The organism is Streptomyces sp. RPT161 (assembly GCF_027533845.1).
In the GTDB taxonomy this organism is placed as follows: domain Bacteria; phylum Actinomycetota; class Actinomycetes; order Streptomycetales; family Streptomycetaceae; genus Streptantibioticus_A; species Streptantibioticus_A silvisoli_A.
Map to the genome: position 1 here is coordinate 449852 of NZ_JAPZVN010000004.1, position 17861 is coordinate 467712.

At 68.1% G+C, this 17861-nt stretch carries 15 protein-coding genes; 3 read left to right on the forward strand and 12 right to left on the reverse strand.

Annotated elements, in window-relative coordinates; genetic code table 11:
* The first annotated feature begins 190 nt into the window (after nucleotides 1-190).
* The 3 genes from O5O46_RS13085 to O5O46_RS13095 all read left to right on the forward strand — a co-directional run bounded on the left by O5O46_RS13085 (nucleotide 191) and on the right by O5O46_RS13095 (nucleotide 7331).
* A complete protein-coding gene (locus O5O46_RS13085; protein ID WP_269855529.1) occupies nucleotides 191-442 on the forward strand; it encodes a hypothetical protein in 252 nt (83 codons plus the stop codon).
* Between the two features lie 182 nt (nucleotides 443-624).
* Nucleotides 625-3534, forward strand: a complete 2910-nt coding sequence (locus tag O5O46_RS13090) for a hypothetical protein (protein WP_269855530.1) — start codon at nucleotides 625-627, stop codon at nucleotides 3532-3534.
* Between the two features lie 1181 nt (nucleotides 3535-4715).
* Nucleotides 4716-7331, forward strand: a complete 2616-nt coding sequence (locus O5O46_RS13095) for an ATP-binding protein (RefSeq protein WP_269855582.1) — start codon at nucleotides 4716-4718, stop codon at nucleotides 7329-7331.
* Nucleotides 7332-7464: 133 nt separating this feature from the next.
* Here O5O46_RS13095 and O5O46_RS13100 read toward each other — a convergent pair whose 3' ends face one another.
* The 12 genes from O5O46_RS13100 to O5O46_RS13155 all read right to left on the reverse strand — a co-directional run bounded on the left by O5O46_RS13100 (nucleotide 7465) and on the right by O5O46_RS13155 (nucleotide 17781).
* On the reverse strand, nucleotides 7465-7896 hold the full coding sequence (locus tag O5O46_RS13100) for an NUDIX domain-containing protein (protein ID WP_269855531.1): 432 nt from the start codon (nucleotides 7894-7896) through the stop codon (nucleotides 7465-7467).
* Nucleotides 7897-8009: 113 nt separating this feature from the next.
* Nucleotides 8010-8336 carry a MazG-like family protein gene (locus O5O46_RS13105; RefSeq protein WP_269855532.1) on the reverse strand — a complete coding sequence of 109 codons (327 nt, stop codon included), beginning with the start codon at nucleotides 8334-8336 and terminating at the stop codon, nucleotides 8010-8012.
* A 24-nt stretch (nucleotides 8337-8360) separates the two neighbouring features.
* Nucleotides 8361-9683: a UDP-glucose dehydrogenase family protein gene (locus O5O46_RS13110; protein ID WP_269855533.1), complete on the reverse strand. Its 1323-nt coding sequence runs from the start codon at nucleotides 9681-9683 to the stop codon at nucleotides 8361-8363.
* 106 nt (nucleotides 9684-9789) lie between these two features.
* Nucleotides 9790-11019, reverse strand: a complete 1230-nt coding sequence (locus O5O46_RS13115) for a hypothetical protein (RefSeq protein WP_269855534.1) — start codon at nucleotides 11017-11019, stop codon at nucleotides 9790-9792.
* 245 nt (nucleotides 11020-11264) lie between these two features.
* The gene (locus O5O46_RS13120; RefSeq protein WP_269855535.1) at nucleotides 11265-11471 is read right to left on the reverse strand and encodes a hypothetical protein; all 207 of its coding nucleotides are present in this window, start codon (nucleotides 11469-11471) and stop codon (nucleotides 11265-11267) included.
* Nucleotides 11468-11908 (reverse strand): hypothetical protein, encoded by a 441-nt coding sequence (locus O5O46_RS13125; RefSeq protein WP_269855536.1) that lies wholly within the window; start codon nucleotides 11906-11908, stop codon nucleotides 11468-11470. Before O5O46_RS13125 ends, O5O46_RS13120 begins: the two co-directional genes overlap by 4 nt.
* A gap of 56 nt (nucleotides 11909-11964) precedes the next feature.
* Entirely contained in the window at nucleotides 11965-13194 is a 1230-nt protein-coding gene (locus tag O5O46_RS13130; RefSeq protein WP_269855537.1) for a helix-turn-helix domain-containing protein, read from the reverse strand.
* A gap of 321 nt (nucleotides 13195-13515) precedes the next feature.
* Nucleotides 13516-14319, reverse strand: coding sequence for a hypothetical protein (locus O5O46_RS13135; RefSeq protein WP_269855538.1), 804 nt, complete (start codon nucleotides 14317-14319; stop codon nucleotides 13516-13518).
* Entirely contained in the window at nucleotides 14316-14861 is a 546-nt protein-coding gene (locus tag O5O46_RS13140; RefSeq protein ID WP_269855539.1) for a hypothetical protein, read from the reverse strand. Before O5O46_RS13140 ends, O5O46_RS13135 begins: the two co-directional genes overlap by 4 nt.
* A 30-nt stretch (nucleotides 14862-14891) precedes the next feature.
* On the reverse strand, nucleotides 14892-15101 hold the full coding sequence (locus O5O46_RS13145; protein ID WP_269855540.1) for a hypothetical protein: 210 nt from the start codon (nucleotides 15099-15101) through the stop codon (nucleotides 14892-14894).
* A 448-nt stretch (nucleotides 15102-15549) separates the two neighbouring features.
* On the reverse strand, nucleotides 15550-17259 hold the full coding sequence (locus O5O46_RS13150) for a relaxase/mobilization nuclease domain-containing protein (RefSeq protein WP_269855541.1): 1710 nt from the start codon (nucleotides 17257-17259) through the stop codon (nucleotides 15550-15552).
* Nucleotides 17260-17781: a MobC family plasmid mobilization relaxosome protein gene (locus O5O46_RS13155; protein ID WP_333482366.1), complete on the reverse strand. Its 522-nt coding sequence runs from the start codon at nucleotides 17779-17781 to the stop codon at nucleotides 17260-17262.
* Nucleotides 17782-17861 lie beyond the last annotated feature (80 nt).

The window sequence follows — 17861 nt, forward strand, 5'->3', positions numbered from 1 at the left end:
TCGTCAGGGACACGCGGCGACTGGGCACCAGAGGAGAAACACGATGATTCGGCTGTCGGACGGGCCCATGACCTGGGTGGCGACCGGGGACAGCATCACCCAGGCCGTATTGCACACCCACGGAGCCCGCGGCTGAGTCGAGCACCTGCACGAGCGGGTCCGGTGGCAGCTGGACCGGCTCACCGACGTCGTGGTCAATACCGGCGTCTCCGCGTGGCGCGCGGTCGACGTGCTCGCTGCCCACGACCACCTCATCGGCCGATTCGAGCCCGATGTGCTGTCCGTATCGCTCGGCACCAACGACTGCCTCACCGGGGAGGACGGCCTGCCCGACTTCCACGACGCGATGCGCCGAATCATCGCCGGGGCGTGCCGCGGACGCGTCCTGCACACGCCGGCGCTGGTCAGCGCCTCGGGCCGGGAGCGGCGCGTGGGTTGGTGACCCTGGTTTTCCGCTTGTTCTGACAGGCATCTGGCACGGTGCCACCGGTCGTCCAACTCGCGCGGTGACTGGAGTGGCTGCGACTCCTACGCCAGTAAGACCGTCTGGACCGATCAGCCACTGCCGTATCTTCCGCGGTAGTTGAAAATGCTGTTACTCTGCGGCCACTTGCAGGGGGGCGGTTGCAGTTGCCGGGGGCTTCGCACGGCGGGCCGACCAGGACGGCAAGTGCGCCGTCACTGGTCCTCACCCTCCCCATGCCTTCGTCGCCTTTAGGGGAGGAACGGGTGGCCCAACGCCCCCTCATACGCGGCTGCGTAGCTGTCGCCGCGTCATTTGTCGTGATTTCGGGCCTCGCCTGCGTCGCGGCACCAGTGGCCGTTGCGAACGCCCCCACCGAGACTGTCATTCCGGCCGCCCTTAGCGAGATACCACGCACGGACCTGGTCGATTTCGCGGGTCCCGGCGGATTCCTGCACAAGCAGCAGGGTCAGTCCGGCTTCGTCTGGACGAAGTACTCGGGTGGTCCGGACATGCCGGTATCCGCCGACTTCAGCAATGTGCCCGGCAAGTACGGAGCGGGCGCTGACATTGTGGCCACTGCCTCCGGCTCCACTGTCCAACTGCAGGACATGGATGCGGGAACCACGGCCGTCATCACCCTGCCGAGCGGCCAGACCTATCTCGGAACATTCGGATCACGTGTGCTGACCCTCGCAGGATCTGGCGCCACCTCGGCGTCGCTGCACATCCTGAGCCTGTCGGGTGGACAGCAAACCGACACGCAGGTCACCGGCTGGCCAGCGGGCGCAACTGTCGGGACGACGGTGCTGGCAGGGGACTCTGAATCAGTACTGGTGCGCTATACCGACAACGCCGGCGATCGGCTCGCGGTGCTGGATCTGTCCACCGCCCAGGTGACACCCGTCTTCAGCGCCCTGCCGGCGGCAACGACCATCAGCGGGGTGGCCAGTGCCACGTACGTCGGGTGGTACACCTACACCGCCAACCAGCCGGTCACCCTCCACCTACTGCCGCGCTCCGACCTGACCGCTGCGGAGACCGCAGTGCAAGTTCCGTTGCCGCCAAAGGTGCCACACGGATTCCAGGTAGTGAGCCCGCAGTTGGCCCTCGTCGGGGACACCGTGCTCGTCAACTACCAGGAGGCCCATACCGGTTCCCCGACCCTCGAGGACCTCGCCGGCTACCCGCTCTACTCGATGCCGCTGAGCGGCAGCAGCCTGAGCGCAGTCCTCGCCCACGTGGATTCGCGCTCCCTGCGGTCGACGCCGAACGGCATCGTCGTGCCGGGCGGCCCGTCGGCCACGGACTGGGCCGCCCGCCAAGTGACAGCCGATTCCACCGGCGCTCTGGCCACGGCATCCGAGGACTCCGACCCGGCCCTGCCAGCGCCGATCGATGGACTGGCACTGACGGCGGGGCAGTTGTACACCCTTGAACGCAACGACGGCCCACCCAGCTTTATTGACACCGCCTATCTCCGCTCCGTCCAGCTGGGAGGCACCACACCCACCTACGGCGCGCACATGTACGACGGGCAGCGCATCGCGCCGAGCAACTGCGACACGGCGCCCGGCTGCGAGCCGCCGATGGAAGCCGCCAATGGCACGATCATGCAGCTGTGGCCCAACTACGATTCCTCCGGGGACGCCGTGGCCATAGAGCAGGTGGGGGCAGGCGGCGCCGTGTTCACCCCCCAGGCGACCGGCGGCAGCCTGGTCGACTCGGACGGCCGCTATGTCGTCTACGACGGCGGGTCCACCGGGAAGCAGTACATCATCGACACCAAGATCGAGACGCAAGCCAATCTGCTGTACACCCGCCCGGTCACCGGCGCGGCGCTGTCGGCTGGCGCGCTGTGGGTGACCGGCTCCACCCCCGGTTCGATCAATGCGGTCGATCCGGCGACGGAGCGCAACGAGCAGACGGTGGTCACCGGTGCGTCCTGTGCGCCAACTGAGCTGCAGGCCGCTGCAGGTCGATGGCTGTACTGGTCGTGCGGGGTGTCCGGCCCCGCCGGGGTGGTGGACATCGCAACCGGCGCGCAGATGTCGGTGCCTACGGGGCTGGCGCAACTCGGTGACGGTTTCGTGGTCACGCATGACACGGCTGCGGGGAAGCTGGTGCTGACCGATGTCCACACCGACAGCGCGGTGACCAGTGATCTGGCTGCGTTGCCAGCCGGGCCGGTGCCGGATGACCGAAGGGTGAGGTGGGCGGTCGACAGGGCCAGCAACGGCATCACATATCTCGACGCCCAGCAGAACATCCACCTGATCGACCCGCACATCCCCACTTCACCCGCCATCCCCGCCGAGAGCACGTCCCTGCTGCCAGGGGAGCGGCTGGTTGCTGGAGACAGCCTGAGCAGCGCGAACATGACACTGCTGATGCAGAGCGACGGCAATCTGGTGGCGTATCTGAACACTGGCGCGCTGCAGCACGGTCCGGCGATCTGGGCGAGCGGGACGGGCGGGAACCCGGGTGCATACGCGGAGATGCAGCCAGACGGAAATCTGGTCGTGTACCGGGCGGGCGGCGGGCCCAGCACCGGTGGCGCGCTGTGGTCCAGCGGCACCTACGGCCACTCCGGCGCCTACACCACCTTGCAGGACGACGGGAACCTGGTGGTCTACAAGAGCACCGGCGGCCCCACCACCGGCGGTGCGTTGTGGTCGGACGGCACCTACGCGCGTTCGCAGATCATCGGCTCGGGCCAGAAGCTCAGGCCCGGCTGGTGGACGCAGGCGCAGTACACCCGGCTGGTGATGCAGCTAGACGGCAATCTGGTCATGTACCGCAAGCATGACGGCGCGGCCATTTGGTCCAGCCGCACCTCCGGCCACTCCGGCGCGTATCTGTACATGCAGACCGACGGGAACCTGGTGGTCTACAGCAGTGGTGGCAGCCCCAACGCCGGCGGTGCGCTGTGGTCCAGCGGCACCTACGGCCACTCCGGCGCCTACGCCATCATGCAGGACGACGGGAACCTGGTGGTCTACAAGAGCGGCGGCGGCCCCAACGCCGGAGGTTCGCTGTGGGACAGCAACACCTACCACTACGTGCCCTGACCCTGCTGAGCCACCAACTGCCCTGCCCGGCTCAATGTGCCGGGCAGGGCAGTCGCCGTTCCGGCACGCGGTCGTATGCATCGACTCCGAAGGCGCCGGGCACGACGAAGCCGCCGGAGGAACGGCTGCCTCCGTTTGAATCGGGTACGGACGGGCGCGCAGAGCCTGAACAGGTCTAGGCAACAAGTAAGGCCCAGGTATCCGACCTGGGCCTTTTGCCGTGGAGCGGGTGACGGGAATCGAACCCGCGCTCTGAGCTTGGGAATCAACGGCGCCGGAGTGATCCATTTGCCCCCTGATCAGGCAAGACGCGAGCGAAGAAGGGTCAGTGAGGACGCACGACGGGGCTCTTGATGACCGTGGTTCACCGCACTGGAGGGCACGTATGGGGCACGCCGAGGTGGACGGGCCCCATTCGGCGGCTCACGACGCAGCAGAGGGCCGTCGTTGCTGAGTGACGCACGGCCCCGTTGCATCTGCAAACCGTGCGGTCGTCCCTGGGAGCGGCAGCACCAGCTTCACCTCGGGCGGGCCTCAGCGGGGTAAGAGCGTGCTGAGCATTCCGGTGCGGCGCCAATTTCGGCAGGGTCGCCACACCGACCACCGACGAGCCGACCACCACCCGCCGCAACGGCCCAGCTCGCGCTATCCCGCGGATAAAGGGTGGAGCCCACGCTCAACTCAGACGTGGCAGCTGTAGCTCTTGATTACGGCTTCTCCGTCGTGGCGTCGCGGCGGCGGTGATGTTGTTCCAGCGGCGGTGGGCTTTGGCGGCCTGATGCTGGTGGTGGCGCCAGGCGGACCAGTGCAGTAGGCGGCGGAGGTCGCGACGGGGTTGCAGTAGAACGGTGGGTCGCAGAAGCCGGAGGAACTCTGAGCTGGCATCGGTGGTGTTCATGGGGCACCAGACGGTTCTCCAGCCCGTTGCCGATGAAGCCTCATCGGCACGCGGTGTTGCGGTGATTTTGAAGCAGGCAACTCGGGAAGTGGTCGCGGTTCAGGGAGCGTTTGCGCTCCAGAGAGCGATTACGGCACCCCCGACTACCGTGATCAGTGTCAACGTCCCGCCGAATGCGACTGCGGCTCGGTGCAAAGCGGTGGGGTAGGCGGCACCATTCGCCCTAGCTAGTACGGCGGCGACGCAGCCTACCAGGGTGGCGATAAGCCCCGCGAGCGCAGCCATGCTGAGGCACAGGGCGGCGACGGCAGTTACATGCACGTGGTTCTCCTCGTCCGAGATCATTCGATCTCTTTCGACTTTGCCCGTTGCTGCGTTCGTCGAGGTTCGGACGGACCAGGATGAACATCGAGAGCAGGACCGGAAGGACGGAGCCGCTGTGGGAGTCGATCGAGAGCCAGCGCAGGCGCTGGCCGCGCTACGGGAACGCCTGCGGCGGGCACAGGCTGAGGCCGGGATTTCCTGGAAGCAGGTGGCCGCGCGGACCGGGCTAGGCCGCACGACGGTGAGCCAGGCGGTCAACGACGGGAACCCTCCCCCCTCGGCTCGCACGGTCGCCACGTTGGCGCGGGCACTGAGAATTGATAACGCGCCGTTGCTGGACCTTCTGGACACCGCTGTGCCTGCGTCCCGCCGCTCGGAGGGAATGGCACGCCCCGCCGTCACGGACCGCATTTACCAACTGCCAGCGCCTCCTGCGGCCCTGATCGGCCGAGAAGAACAGCACGCCATGCTCCTTGAGGTGTTGCGCCCTGATAGTGCATCGCCCACCGTGGTCGCGGTCGGCGGGATGGCCGGTGTGGGCAAGACAGCCCTGGCCCTCAGCGCCGCGCACGAGGCATTGGTGCGCGGATGGTTCACGGACGTACTCTTCTTGGATCTCCGCAGCTACGATCAGCAGCCCACCACCTCCGACCAGGCGCTGGAGTCCCTCCTCGCTGCATTCGACTCCGTCGGTGGCGAACTTTCCGCGCTGCCGGACGCACGCGCAGGGCAATATCGATCGCAGCTGACGCGCTTGGCCTTAGAGGGGCGGCGGGTACTGATCGTCGCCGATAACGCTTCTGCCTCCGAACAAGTCCGACCGCTGCTACCCGCGCCTGGCCCGCACCGGCTCATGGTGACCTCACGTGAGGTCCTTGCCGCGCTCGACGCCCGTCTGGTGGCCCTGCGCGCCTTGGCCCCGGAGGCCGCCGCCGACCTGCTACGCAATGTTCTTCTGGTGGCCAATCCGGGCGACTCGCGAGCCGAGGAAGACGATTCTGTCTTCATGGAACTCGCGCAGCTGTGCGGCTGTCTGCCCCTTGCGCTGCGTATCGCCGCCGCGGTGCTGATAACGGATTGCAGCTCGGTAGCCGAGTTGGTAATTGCTCTGACACAGGGACGCTCCGTCCTACCCTATCTTCACGACGGAGCACGTGGTGTGAGGGCCTCGTTCGACCTGTCGTATCGGCTTCTGGAACGTGACCAGGCAGCCTTGTTCTGTCTGCTGTCCCTCAGCCCAGGACCGGATTTCTCCCTCGAGGCCGCTGCGGCCCTCACGAACACCTCGCCAGCAGACGTTCGCTTGACGCTGCGTTCACTGGCCCGGTCGCACTTCCTCGACCAGGGGGGCGGGCGCTGGTCCATGCACGACCTGGTGCGCGATTACGCCAGGGAACGCGCGCGGGAGGAGGCAGTGGACGACCCGTGCACTGCGGCCGCACACCGTGCGGCGTTCGCACGACTGCTCCAGTTCTACTCGGACACCGCCGCGGCTGCTGCCGAGCATCTCGGCTCCACGGCTGTCACCTCGGCCTCAGGCCGATTCTCCGATCGGTCAGAAGCACTGATATGGCTGGAAGCCGAGCGGGCGAACATCACGGCCACGATCGTCACGGCATGTGAGCATGGGGAGTCATCAAAAGCTGCGCGCCTGTTCGCTGTTCTCGGGGAGTATTTCGACCGGAAGCGCTACTTCGATGAATGGCTCATGCTCGCAACAACCTTGCGGGATGAGGCGACAGAGCCGTCGGCGCAAGCCATCGCGTGGAGCGGTCTGGGTGTGGTCCTGCGTCGACTGCGTCGGTTTGACGAGGCCGCTGCCGCGCATGTCCGCGCCCGCGACATCTACCGAGCCGCCAGCACGACCCAAGGTGAAGCACTCGCCTGCAGCAACCTGGGTCTGGCCTTAGCCGACGCAGAACGTCCCGACGAGGCTGTACGGGCCCTTCAGAAGGCGCTGACGATCTATCAAGAGCTAGGCGAGCCAGTAGGCCAGGCTCACGCCTGGTCCCATCTGGGTACCCTCTTTCGTGAGCTGGGACGCCCTGCTGATGCAGCCGCCGCCTGTCGGCGCGCCTGTGACATCTTCCGCCGCTTCGCTGATCTCCATGGAGAAGCCAATGCCTCGGTAGGGCTCGCAATGGTCCTCTTTCAAGAGGGGCAGCTCGAGGAGTCCTGTGGTGCCTATGCCCGCGCCCGCGACCTCTATCAGCAGCTTGGAGACCAGCATTGCGAGGCTGGTGCCTGGGAGGGATTGGCCGGCGTACTTCACACCATGGGTCGTGGCGAGGCCACCGCAGCGTACAGCGCTGCTTGCCGTCTCTACGCGGAGACCGGTGATCACGGGGCCGAGGCCCAAGCGTGCTTCACCCTTGCATATGTCCTGGCGCAGGCCCGCGAACCAGAGATGGTCACTGCCCTCATGCAGGCGGCATCCGCACATCAGAACGCCGGAAACTACCTGGAGGCGATCAACATCTGGGATTGCCTGGCCGAGATGCATGCACGCCGAGGAAGCCTAAAGGAAGCACAGGCAGCGCAGACGGCTGCTGCCGCGGCCCGCCGCCTTGCGTGAAGCTCGGCGGGGACAGGCCGGTGTCGGAAGCGCTACCCGCCGCCCGTGCATTGAGGGACGGCGGTGGCAACCTCACTGGCTACAGGTCAGCCATGGGTCCCCTGAGCTATGGGAGCGACGTATCACTCCGTGATCACACCGAATGGTGGAGCCGGATGGCTTCTTGGCACCACGGGGGCACACGGAGCCGGGCGAGCATAGTGGCTGGGAACCAGTGGAGCATGATGCCTTCGGTGAGGGGGAGGGCGTAGGCGTCGCCGTCCCACTGACCTTGGTAGATGGCAATGGGGCCTTTGCCGAGGTGCTCGGGGTTGTTCTGCTGGACGGTGGTGAACGCTTGTAGGGGGACGGTGAGCCCGGTTTCTTCCTTCAGTTCTCGGGCGATGGCGTCGGCCAGCGGTTCGTCGGGTTCTGGGCTTCCGCCGATCAGGGACCAGTAGCCGGGCCAGCAGATGCCTTCGATGTTGTCGCGCAGGTGCAGTAGGTACTCGCTTTGGCTGTTGGTGATCAGTACGGCCACGCCCGTGGCCTGGGTGCTCTGCGGCTGGAGCTGGGTGTCGGTCATCGCTCCCCTTTCCGCCAGCCATCGTCCTCTCGTCGACTCACTGTGTCTGGCGTTTGCCATGCCGCGGCGGTCGCGTCCGCAGGACGCGACCGCCGCTCGTCGGGGGAGCGGTGTCAGGCTGCGGCGGCTTCGCGGCCCCTGCGGGTGCGGCGGTGGAAGATCTCGGCGAAGGTGGTGCGGGCGCCGTCGGGGTCGATGTAGTGCATGGCCAGTAGTGCGGCGATCACGGCGCCGACGAGGTCGTTTTGCACCTCGTCCCATCCGTGGGCGTCGCCGCAGGTGGTCAGGCCCTTCAACCCATGGAGGGAGTGCATGGCTTCGCCTGCCTCTTCGGCGACCTTGCCGATCTGGAGGCTCTTGAGTTCTTCGTCGGGGAGGTGTTCACCGGCCTTGCGGCAGACGGTGGACAGCTTCTCGATGTTGTCCCACAGGTCGTCCATGACGGTCTCCGATTGTTGTGTCGGCTATTCCTGTGCGGGGCGGCCGAGTTGGCGTACGGTCCATCCGGCCGCGCGCCAGACATCGGCGTCGAGGAGATTGCGGAGGTCCACCAGGGTCGGGTTTGCGACCACCGTGGCCAGGGCCTTGGGGTCGGCGTCGCGGAACTGGGGCCACTCGGTGGCCAGCACGATCAGTTCCCTGCTCTTGGCGGACTCCTCCAGGTCTTCTGCGTAGTCGAGTTCGGGGTGGCGTAGGAGGGCGGTGGGGACGGCGTGGGGGTCGTGGACGGTGACCTTCGCGCCGCGCTGGTGCATGAGGGTCGCGATGGCCAGGGCGGGTGATTCGCGTACGTCGTCGGTGCCCGCCTTGAAGGACGCGCCCCACACGGTGACCTTCACGCCGTCCACGGCTCGGCCGAGGGTCTGCTCGATCAGGGTGAGTGCCGCTGCCGGGCGGGACTCGTTGACCTGTTCGGCGGCCCGCAGCAACGTGGCGGCGGCCGTGGCGCCGAGGGCGCGGGCGGAGGCGGTGAAGGCGCGTACGTCCTTGGGCAGGCAGCCGCCGCCGTATCCCGGGCCGGCGTTCAGCCCGCCCTTGCCGATGCGGGGGTCGACACCGATGGCTTCGGTGAGTTGTTGGATGTCGGCTCCTGCGGCGGCGCACATGTCGGCGACACCGTTGATGAAGGAAATCTTCATGCCGAGGTAGGCGTTGGCGGCGCCCTTGATCAGTTCCGCGGTGGCCGGGTCGGTGACGAACAGCGGGATCTGGTCGCGCAGCAGCGGCGCATAGACCTCGCGCACGACGTCTTCGGCGTGCTGGGAGGGCACCCCAGCGACGATCCGGTCGGGGCGCAGGGTGTCCTCGATCGCGTGGCCCTCGCGCAGGAACTCCGGGTTCCACACGACCTCGACGCCGTCCCCGGCGGGAGCGAGCCGGGCCAGGAGAGCGGCCAGGTCGCGGGTGGTGCCCACGGTGACGGTGGACTTGCCGATGATTACGCACGGGCGGATCAGGTTCGGGGCGAGTGCGCGGGCCACGCCGAAGACCTGGCCGGTGTCGTAGCTGCGTCCGTCGGCGTCGATCGGGGTTCCCACGGCGAGGAAGTGCACGTCGGCGAAGGCTGCGGCCTCTGCGAGGTCGGTAGTGAACCGCAAGCGCCCGGACGCCGTGTGGGCGGCCAGTAGTTCGGGCAGGCCCTCTTCGTAGATGGGGCACTCGCCAGCGTTCAGCCGGTCGATCTTCGCCTGGTCCAGGTCGACACCGATGACCTCGTGGCCGATCTCGGCCATCGCCGCAGCGTGCGGGATGCCCAGGTGGCCGCAGCCGATGACGGATACGCGCATGGGGCCAACGCTCCTTTCCCTTCTCGCCCGCCCGGTTGGGTCCGGGCCGGTCAAGGGCGCCACGCTAGCGCCAGCCACCGGCCCGACCCTCATCGCGCAGGTAGGGTCAACGCCCGCTCTTTGAGAGGAGGTTGACGAATTCGGGTAGGGCTTTCTCCGCTGTGGCGCGACACACCAGGTCGTCGTCCTGTGGGCCTTCCAGGGGGTAGGGCATGAACTGGCCGTCGTGCCAAAAGCCCTCGGGGTCGAGGTAGACGACCTTCATGCCGCGCTGACGGGCGCGTGCCTGGACCTTGCGGCGATCGGCGTGCAGACCGACCACGAGCAGGGCCTTCGCGCCCTCGACGAACTCCACGTCCGGCACGACTTGGTCGTAGCGGCGCATGAAGCACTCGTCCAAGCCGACGCGGGCCGCTAGGACGTCGAAGTTGTTCGTGATGACCGGTCCCACCAGGTACCCGGCGTCGTGGAGTTCCTTCAGCGCCCACATGGCCGAGGTGGGCTCGGCCAGGAAGCATGCCTTGAACATCTCGACGAACTCCGCGGCCTTCTCCTCCGGTTCGGTGAGCACCTCCTGCAGCAGCGGGTCGGAGGCTGGCGACAGAATGAAGCGGTGCTCGCGCGGTTCGTCGCCTTGGCGGTCGGTGACGCGGTAGATCTCGTGGAGCCGGTGGAGGGGCGGGATGCCAGCCTCAACGGAGGTGCCGCAGCCGATCTCGACCTGGAAGGGCAGGAAGTCGGCCAGGACGGACAGGTCGGGGATCATGGTCGGGTTGCCGCGCTGGTCCTTGACGCGGATACCGGAGGCCAACACATCCCAGGGCAGTTGACGTAACGCGGGCGGTGGTGCGTACGTGGCCGAGGTGATCTGCACGTCCAGACTGCGGTAATCCGACCGCAGCCCACGTCGGGCCTTAGCGTCCTGTGGGTGCAGCGCATACGGGGTGACCTTGCACCGCAGGTCACGGCGCGTCCACGGGGCCCCGCCTGTCTGCTTCCATCCTCCGGCCACGAGGGCGGCCCTGACGGCGTCCTCGTGGGCGGCTATCTCGTCGGCCGGTGCCGTTGCACAGTGGTACAGGTACAGGTCGGTCAGGCCGATCGCCGGGGCCGCGGTGGTGGGGACGAGGCCGTACCGGTAGCGGTAGTGGATGATGCGGCGGCGGGCGTCGCCGTCCCCGCTCCAGCCGGACTGGCTGGCGGTGGCCTCCTCCTGGGTGCGGCGCCAGATGCCTTCTTCGATGTAGCGGGGCCGGTCGGCATCGCCGAAGTAGGTCTTCCAGGTGCGAAGTTGGTCGGGGCTGAGCTGGTCGATGACGGTGTACGGGATGTCCACGGTTCCCCTCCCTGGTGGTCAGGCCCGCCCATCGACGCGACGGGCAGGCCGCTCGGGTGCCATCTGGCACAGACCGCGGTGAGTCCCGTTCCGCCCGGCAGGCCGAGCCGCTGGCTTGCCGGGCAGAACGGTTTCCTGTGGGCAGCCTGACGTGGGCATTTGGGCTGCCCTGCCGCCCGCAACGGGGGCGGGCGGCGCTGGGTGCTCCGGCACCCGGGGGCTCCCAGGCCGGATGCCGGAGCGGCTTAAATGCCGGGGCCGGAGGTGTCCGGTGCTGATACGGGGGCGGGTTGCCCGGCGGCGAAGAGTTCGACCACCTGCGGGATCTCGTGGCGCAGGATCCAGGCCGGTGCGAGCCCGATCACGGCCAGAAAGATCAGGTCCAACCCGCCTGGCAGCCGGTGCCCGGTCTCGGCGCGTCGTGTGGGGCGATGGCGGCCCCGCGCGCTCACGACAAGCTCCCTGGTGCCTGTGCTCGTTCAGTGAGGATGCGGCCAACCTGGGCGTGCAGGCTTTCCAAGGCGTTCGGAGTCAGGATCAGCGTGGCTTCGTTGGTGCCGCCGTCCTCGTAGTGCACCAGGATCGGCAGCGCGCCCTGCTCGGCGCGGTGGTCCCAGATTGCGTCATGGTCGGTCAGTGTGGCGTGGGTGGCCTTAGCGGGTACTGGCCGCAAGGTGGTGCCGTCGGCGGGGGCGGACCATTCGACGCCGCCGCCAAGTGGGCGCAGGTGGTAGGTCGCGGCTTCTGCGCCGGGGACGGCGACGACGACGCCGACACGGCCGCCCTGGGCGGTGTCGGCGGCGAGGTCGCCGAGCTGGGGGATGAACGGGGCCACTGTGCCTAACTCGGCCCCCTGCGACGGCAGATGGGGAGTTGGTCGTCCGGTCATGCCCCTGAAGGTAGGGACGGCTCAGGGGCCGAATATGAATCGGAGGAATACGACCCTCATCCGTCCAGGTGGAAGCGGTCGGACATGCGCCGCAACTTCTCCCGAGTGGCTGCGCGTTCGGCATAGACGATGCTGCGCAGGGTGGAGCGGGCGATGGGATGGTTGCGGACGAGCTGGGGAGCGACCTGCTCTGCCTGTTCCAGCTCGGAGAGGGCCTTGTCGCGGTTGCCGTCCCACAGCCAGGCTCGTGCGAGGTCCATGTGGTGGTGTCCTTGGCGGGAGTTGGGCAGGGCGGCGACCAGCTCCGGGCTGGTGCGCCGGTTGATGGCCAGTGCCTTGCGTTGTTCGCCCAACTCCAGAGCCACGCTGATGGCGTGGATCTGGACGTTGCCGGGGGAGAACGTCAGCGAGTGCCGGTCGTACACCGGGGCTCCGGTGTGCGAGGTCATGCGCTCAGCGGCTGCCTTTGCGTGCGCGATGCGGTCCTCGGTTTCCGAGGCCCGGCCAGCCCGCGCCGCTGAGACGGCCGCCCGGAGTTGGAGCGAACCCCACGCCCGCACGGCCAGCGGATCGCCTCGCTCGTAATCTTGCTGAACCGTACGAAGAGCCTTGTCAGACAAGGACAGAGAGTCGTCCCAATCAGCGCTGGCCCACATGTCCCACACACGCATCCAGTCGGCGACGGCCGTCATCACTGGGTCTCCGGACAGCGAGGCGGACCAGGCGGCCCGTTCACAGGCCATGGCGATCAGCTCGGGATGGCCGAGAGAGTGAGCGGCGGTGTGGGCGAACTTGCAGCACACCGCGTAGATCGCGAACGCCTCCTCCCGCTCATGGCCAGTGGCGACCTCGGCCAGAGCACGGGCCTCGCGGAGCAGGTCCGGCAGGATCCGCAGGATCGCCACGTTGGCCGCCGTGTCCCGCAGCCGGTGCAGGCGGGTCATCTCCCGCCACAGCTTGTTCGCCGAACGCGGCGTGCCGTCGAACACCGGCGTCAGGTCGTAGCGGCGAAGCTCCCGCAGGATCGACGACGCGGCGATTTGCCACTGGTTCTGGTCCGGGCTGCTGTTGTACGGGCGGCCGATCAGGTCGTTGGGATGGACGTGCAGTTCGGACGCGAGCAGGTTCAGTATCCCGACGCGGTCCAACTCGATCAGGCCGCGCTCCATCTTCGACACCCAGCCCTGCGTCTTCCCCAAAGCTGCGGCGAGGTCGGCCTGCGGCATCCCCAGCCGGAGGCGGGCACGACGAGCCCGACGGCCGATCTCCTCGGCTTCCTCCAACATCAGGCCACCTCCTGCGAGTTAGTGGGCCTGCTGTGCTCAAGCGTTCGGCAGGGCATCGTGCCTCCGTCCGGTCAGGCTTCGTCACCAGAACGGTACCCATGCCGAGGCGGCACAGGGCCAGCCTCTACGGCGACGAACTGTCTCGACAGGGGCTGGCCCAGGCGCATTCGGTGTGCCACGTGCGGGAGTGCCGGTTGCTTGTGGTTCGCAGGGGGTAGGTGCGCCAGGTGACGAGCCGCTCAGGCTTGGACTTCGTCCGCTCCAGTTCGAAGGCCCAGGGCGACGGCTTGGTGTGTGTTCGTTGTCTGCGGAGTTCGTTCATCAGCCACTGAGGACGACGTAGGCGACTGCCGGATAAAGGGCGGTGAACGCCCAGACGAAGCAGTTGAGGCCCGTGATCGCGGCGCAGCCGAGGTGGAAGAGGAGGCCAGCGCCGAGGAAGACGGGGAGCCAGGATGCCGGGGCGATCAGTACCAGGGGGAAGGCCGTTTCCAGCAGGCTGACCCCGAGGGACGCTGTTCGTGCCAGGGCTGGGTGTGCGGTGAGGGTGGCGCCCAGCCGCCAGTGGCCGTAGCGGCGGGTGCGTAGTACGCAGGCCAGGCCGGTGCCGTCTCGCCACACGGGCGAGGTGAGCTTGTAGATGCCGGAGACGAGGTAGGCGAGGCATGCCTGAAGGGCCAGGAACCACAGGGCCAGCCGAATGGTCGCCGTGGTCGGGTGCACGGCGGTCAGGAGCAGCACGCAGAAGGTGATCCTCATAACCTGGTCGGCGCCCTCGCCTCCGCTGAGGCCCCGAAGGTTCAAGGCGGCGGTCGACACCACGATGGTGGCCAGCAAGGCGGTGTGCACCGCGCCGTGGAGTTCGGTGGGGATCAGGCTGGCGGCTGCCGCCGCGCGGACCGCGAGGACTGCCAGAACTCGGGGGTAAGACACGGTCCGGCTCAGGGCAGCGCCCAGGGCACCCGTCGCAAAGCGCGGACGGCGCAGCCGAAGGACCGGCCAGCTGGAAAGAGAGGTGTCGGCGAGCATCTGGGGGCGGGCGAGGTACTCCAGGGAGCAGAGCAACACACCGGCGGCGGCCAGCACTTCGGTCAGACGCAGGGCAGCGGCGGGGGCAAGGCTCATCGGCCGATCCGGTGCCACTTGGAGAGGAACACGGCCTCGGGCGAACTTGCCGCGCCTTCCCCCGCCGTCTGCGCGAGGACGAATTGGACGCACACTTCCCCGTCACCGGCTCTCTCACTGACCGCGGCCCGCGCCTGCTCGGTGGCGTAGCGCAGCAGCAGGAGGTAGCTGGTCGACTGCGGAGTGGTCGGGTCCGAGCAGGTGAGGTCGGCCTCGGCCAGCGTGGTGGCCAGGTCGAAGAGTTGCTTGTGGTGACGCCGGTCGGGGTTCCACAGGACGTTCCACCAGCGCCGCCGCCACACGGGCGTCACCTCACGCCACGCTCCGCGCTGGCCGCCGGGCGAGACCGTGCGGACCAGCAGGTGGTAGTCGTGGGTGCCCGGCTTGGGTGCGAAGAAGTGGTATCTCGGCACGAGGCCGAACAGGTCCAAGCGGCGCTGCCACACCTCCACCTGGGGGCAGACCGGCCCGAGTTGGGCGGCTGCCGTCAGCAGGAGCCATGCCCCGAGGACTCCGGCCAGCGCGTACTCGTATGGCCCCATCCGGCGTCTCCGGCTCCGCGCGGCGTACGATCAGGCCGCTCGCAGCGCCTCGCACCGTGCCGCCATCAGCTCCTCCACGCTCGCACCCTCCGGAGCGGCCTCCATGATCATCGGAAGGCCAGTGGCGAGGTCGCCGAGGCCCGCGGTGTCCAGCTCCAGGAGGAGGACGAGCTGGCCCGTGTGTTCGACGACCTCCGGGTCGTCGCTCATCGCCCTTGCCACATCGGTGAATTCGCCCATGCCATGCCTCCCGAGTGCGAATGCGCGCCATGCGTCTGCGTCTCCATTGGTAGCGGAACCGACGGTTCCAGAGGAGAGGCGTGCGGGAGCACACACCGGCGGGCGTCGCACTGCGCACCACCAGTTGCAGTAATCCGCCCGGCAGTAAGCCGCCGACCCCAAGTGGCTTGCCGACTACCGCCGCTGGCGCCCCGCCTTTGAACGGACCATCGCCTGGCTCGTCCACTGAGGCAACGGCCGCCTGCCCTGCCACGGCACCATCAAAGGCGAACGCTGCATCCACCACCGGGCCACCGCCCTCAACCTCCGCTGCCTGATCAACCTCGGGCTCACCCACCGCCACGGAATCTGGACCCTGATTGCGACTACCCTCTGGCCATGGGAAAAGGGCCACCCTGCCCACGGGGGAACGGCCCGTTTCCAACATCTTCATTGGCCTTCTAGACCGTCAGCGCCGCCGCCCATGCGGTCCCTCAGAGCCGAGCTGGCGCGGGGGAACCGACTCGACCTGGGCATAGCGTGCCACTCGCGGGGCTACCGTACTGCTGGCCTGGGCAGCCCGACCGCTGGGGGCTGGTCGTTGTGTGAGGCGGTGGACGCGCCAGGTCAGGACTTCGGCCAGGGAGCGGGCGTCGTCCAGTGTGCGCTGGTCGGCGGCGTGTTGGAGGAGCGTGGTTGGCGCGTGCCCGGCGGCTTCCGCGTTGGCGAGGGCCGCGGCCAAGGCGTCCCAGGCGGGGTCGCCGAGGACTTGTTCCGCGTAGTCCGGAAGGGTCTGACGTATCTGATCGACGTAGTGCCTCACGAGCTGCGCTGGCGGCCTGCGCTGGGCCAGGGCTGCGAGCGGTGCGGCGGCGGCTTGGTGGTAGGCGGCTTGAAGGTGGAGCAGGGTCTGGCGGGCGGCGGCCACCTGCTGGTCGTGCCGACGCAGCTCGTGCCAGCGGGCTGCCGCGATCACCACCAGCACGGCGGCGTCGAGGAACATTGCCAGGCCGGTTCCGTCGCCGGTCACTGGTTGGCTGCGCATGGCTCGAACAGCGCCGCGTAGGGCGCGGGCGTGCTCGTGGTCGGCGCGTTGGCGGGAGCGGGTAGCGCGCTCGAAGGCCGTGGCGGCCTGGCTGAGTTGGGGACGGATGGACTTCGGTGCGAGGAGGGGCAGGGCGTCGAGGGCTTCGCCGAACGCGGCGAGGTGGGCCTGGGCTGCCGCGTCGTTGTCGCCGTGGTCGAGGATGTCGGGGATGCGGCTGGCTGCCGCTGTTGCCTGGTGCCACGGGTTGGGCGTGCGCCCGGTGCTCGGTTGCTGGTTGGCGGGCGGCAGTTCGGTGGCGGCCAGGCGTTCGCTGATCTTGGGGAAGGACAGGTCGGGGGCGAGTTCGGAGCCGGAGAACCAGATTGGCTCGCCTTCGGCGTTGGTGTCGCCCTTGAGGGCGACCTTGTAGCCGCGTACGTCCCCGGAGGGGAAGTATCGGATGTCGACGAGCACTCCCTCCATCCCGTCGAGCAGCAGAAGGAACTCCTGCGGGCTGGTGGCGACGGCGACCGCGGCGCGGGCAGTGCTGCGTAGGCGCTCGCGGGCGGTGAGCTGATGGCCTTCGCGCTGGGCCTTCTCCTTCTCAGCACGGGTGGGCCGCTTGGCAGCAGTACGGTCACCGCGAACCACCTGGTGGAGCCCGTATTCGGTCTCGATGGCGGCGAGTTCTTTGTCGGCGGTGAGGTAGTCGTTCCAGTGGCGTGCGGGGCGCAGATCGCCTCGGACCTTGGTTGCGGCGATGTGGATGTGGTCGGGTGCGTGACGGACGGCGACCCACCGGCAGCCGTCCGGGTCGCCGTCGGGGGCGATGCCGGTGGCGTGCACGACGCGGCGGGCGATGTCGGCCCACTCCTCGTCGCTGAGGATGCGGTCGGTGGGCGCGGCCCGGATGGAACAGTGCCACACGTGCTGGATGGGGGCTCGGTCGCCGGCTTGCTTCACGCGCAGGTCCAAGGCTTGGACGAGCTGGTCCTTCGCTGTCGTGAAGTCATGGGCGCGGCCGGGGTCGGGGGCGAAGCCGTCCCAGGAGGCGACCATGTGTGGGTCGGTGTGGTCCTTGGCCTTCTTGGTGTCGTAGAGGTAGCCGATCAGTTTGCCGGTGCTCTTACCGTTGGTGATCTTGGCGATCATTCAGGCGGCTGCCTTGCCGGTCGCCGCGCGGTAAGCGGCCCGGTCGATCTGTGTGACTGCGGTGCCTACCGCGTTGAGGGTCCGCTCCGCCTGAGCCAGGACAGCGCCATCCACAGCTTGTGGATGGCCGCCGGAGTTGAGGACCTTGGCGATCTGGTTGACGTTGCGGCCGATGTGGGCGACCTGGGCACGCAGGGCGTTCATCTCGTCGATGTAGTCGTCGATGGCGGTGCGCTGGCTGGGCAGGGTCAGATCGCCGTCGACGAATGCCATGACGGCCGTGCCGACGAGGTTGGCTCCGGCGACGTTCATCGAGCGGGCCTTCGCGAGGGCCTTGGCGTACTCGTCGTCGCTGTAGCGGGCATCGATGCGCTTTACGCGGCGGACTTTGTTGCGCTTGCGGCGGCGGGCAACACGGTGGAAGGCGGCTTCGTCGGCGGCGCGCGGCAGCGACGGCACAGCATCGACGGCGGCGGGCTTGTCCTCCTCGGGCACCCCCTGGTGGCCGAGCGCCTCCGCCACCCCTGGGGCGGAGGCATCCCCGTGGGACCGGCCGTTGGACGGTCCAGCGGGATACCTTGCTGCGCCTGTGGCCGGGGTGG

Excerpts from the sequence above, each read along its gene's own strand:
- O5O46_RS13095 (WP_269855582.1), top strand. The coding sequence starts at position 4,716 with ATGCTGAGGCACAGGGCGGCGACGGCAGTTACATGCACGTGGTTCTCC.
- O5O46_RS13100 (WP_269855531.1), bottom strand. The coding sequence starts at position 7,896 with ATGACCGACACCCAGCTCCAGCCGCAGAGCACCCAGGCCACGGGCGTG.
- O5O46_RS13105 (WP_269855532.1), bottom strand. The coding sequence starts at position 8,336 with ATGGACGACCTGTGGGACAACATCGAGAAGCTGTCCACCGTCTGCCGC.
- O5O46_RS13110 (WP_269855533.1), bottom strand. The coding sequence starts at position 9,683 with ATGCGCGTATCCGTCATCGGCTGCGGCCACCTGGGCATCCCGCACGCT.
- O5O46_RS13125 (WP_269855536.1), bottom strand. The coding sequence starts at position 11,908 with ATGACCGGACGACCAACTCCCCATCTGCCGTCGCAGGGGGCCGAGTTA.
- O5O46_RS13130 (WP_269855537.1), bottom strand. The coding sequence starts at position 13,194 with ATGTTGGAGGAAGCCGAGGAGATCGGCCGTCGGGCTCGTCGTGCCCGC.
- O5O46_RS13135 (WP_269855538.1), bottom strand. The coding sequence starts at position 14,319 with ATGAGCCTTGCCCCCGCCGCTGCCCTGCGTCTGACCGAAGTGCTGGCC.
- O5O46_RS13140 (WP_269855539.1), bottom strand. The coding sequence starts at position 14,861 with ATGGGGCCATACGAGTACGCGCTGGCCGGAGTCCTCGGGGCATGGCTC.
- O5O46_RS13145 (WP_269855540.1), bottom strand. The coding sequence starts at position 15,101 with ATGGGCGAATTCACCGATGTGGCAAGGGCGATGAGCGACGACCCGGAG.
- O5O46_RS13150 (WP_269855541.1), bottom strand. The coding sequence starts at position 17,259 with ATGATCGCCAAGATCACCAACGGTAAGAGCACCGGCAAACTGATCGGC.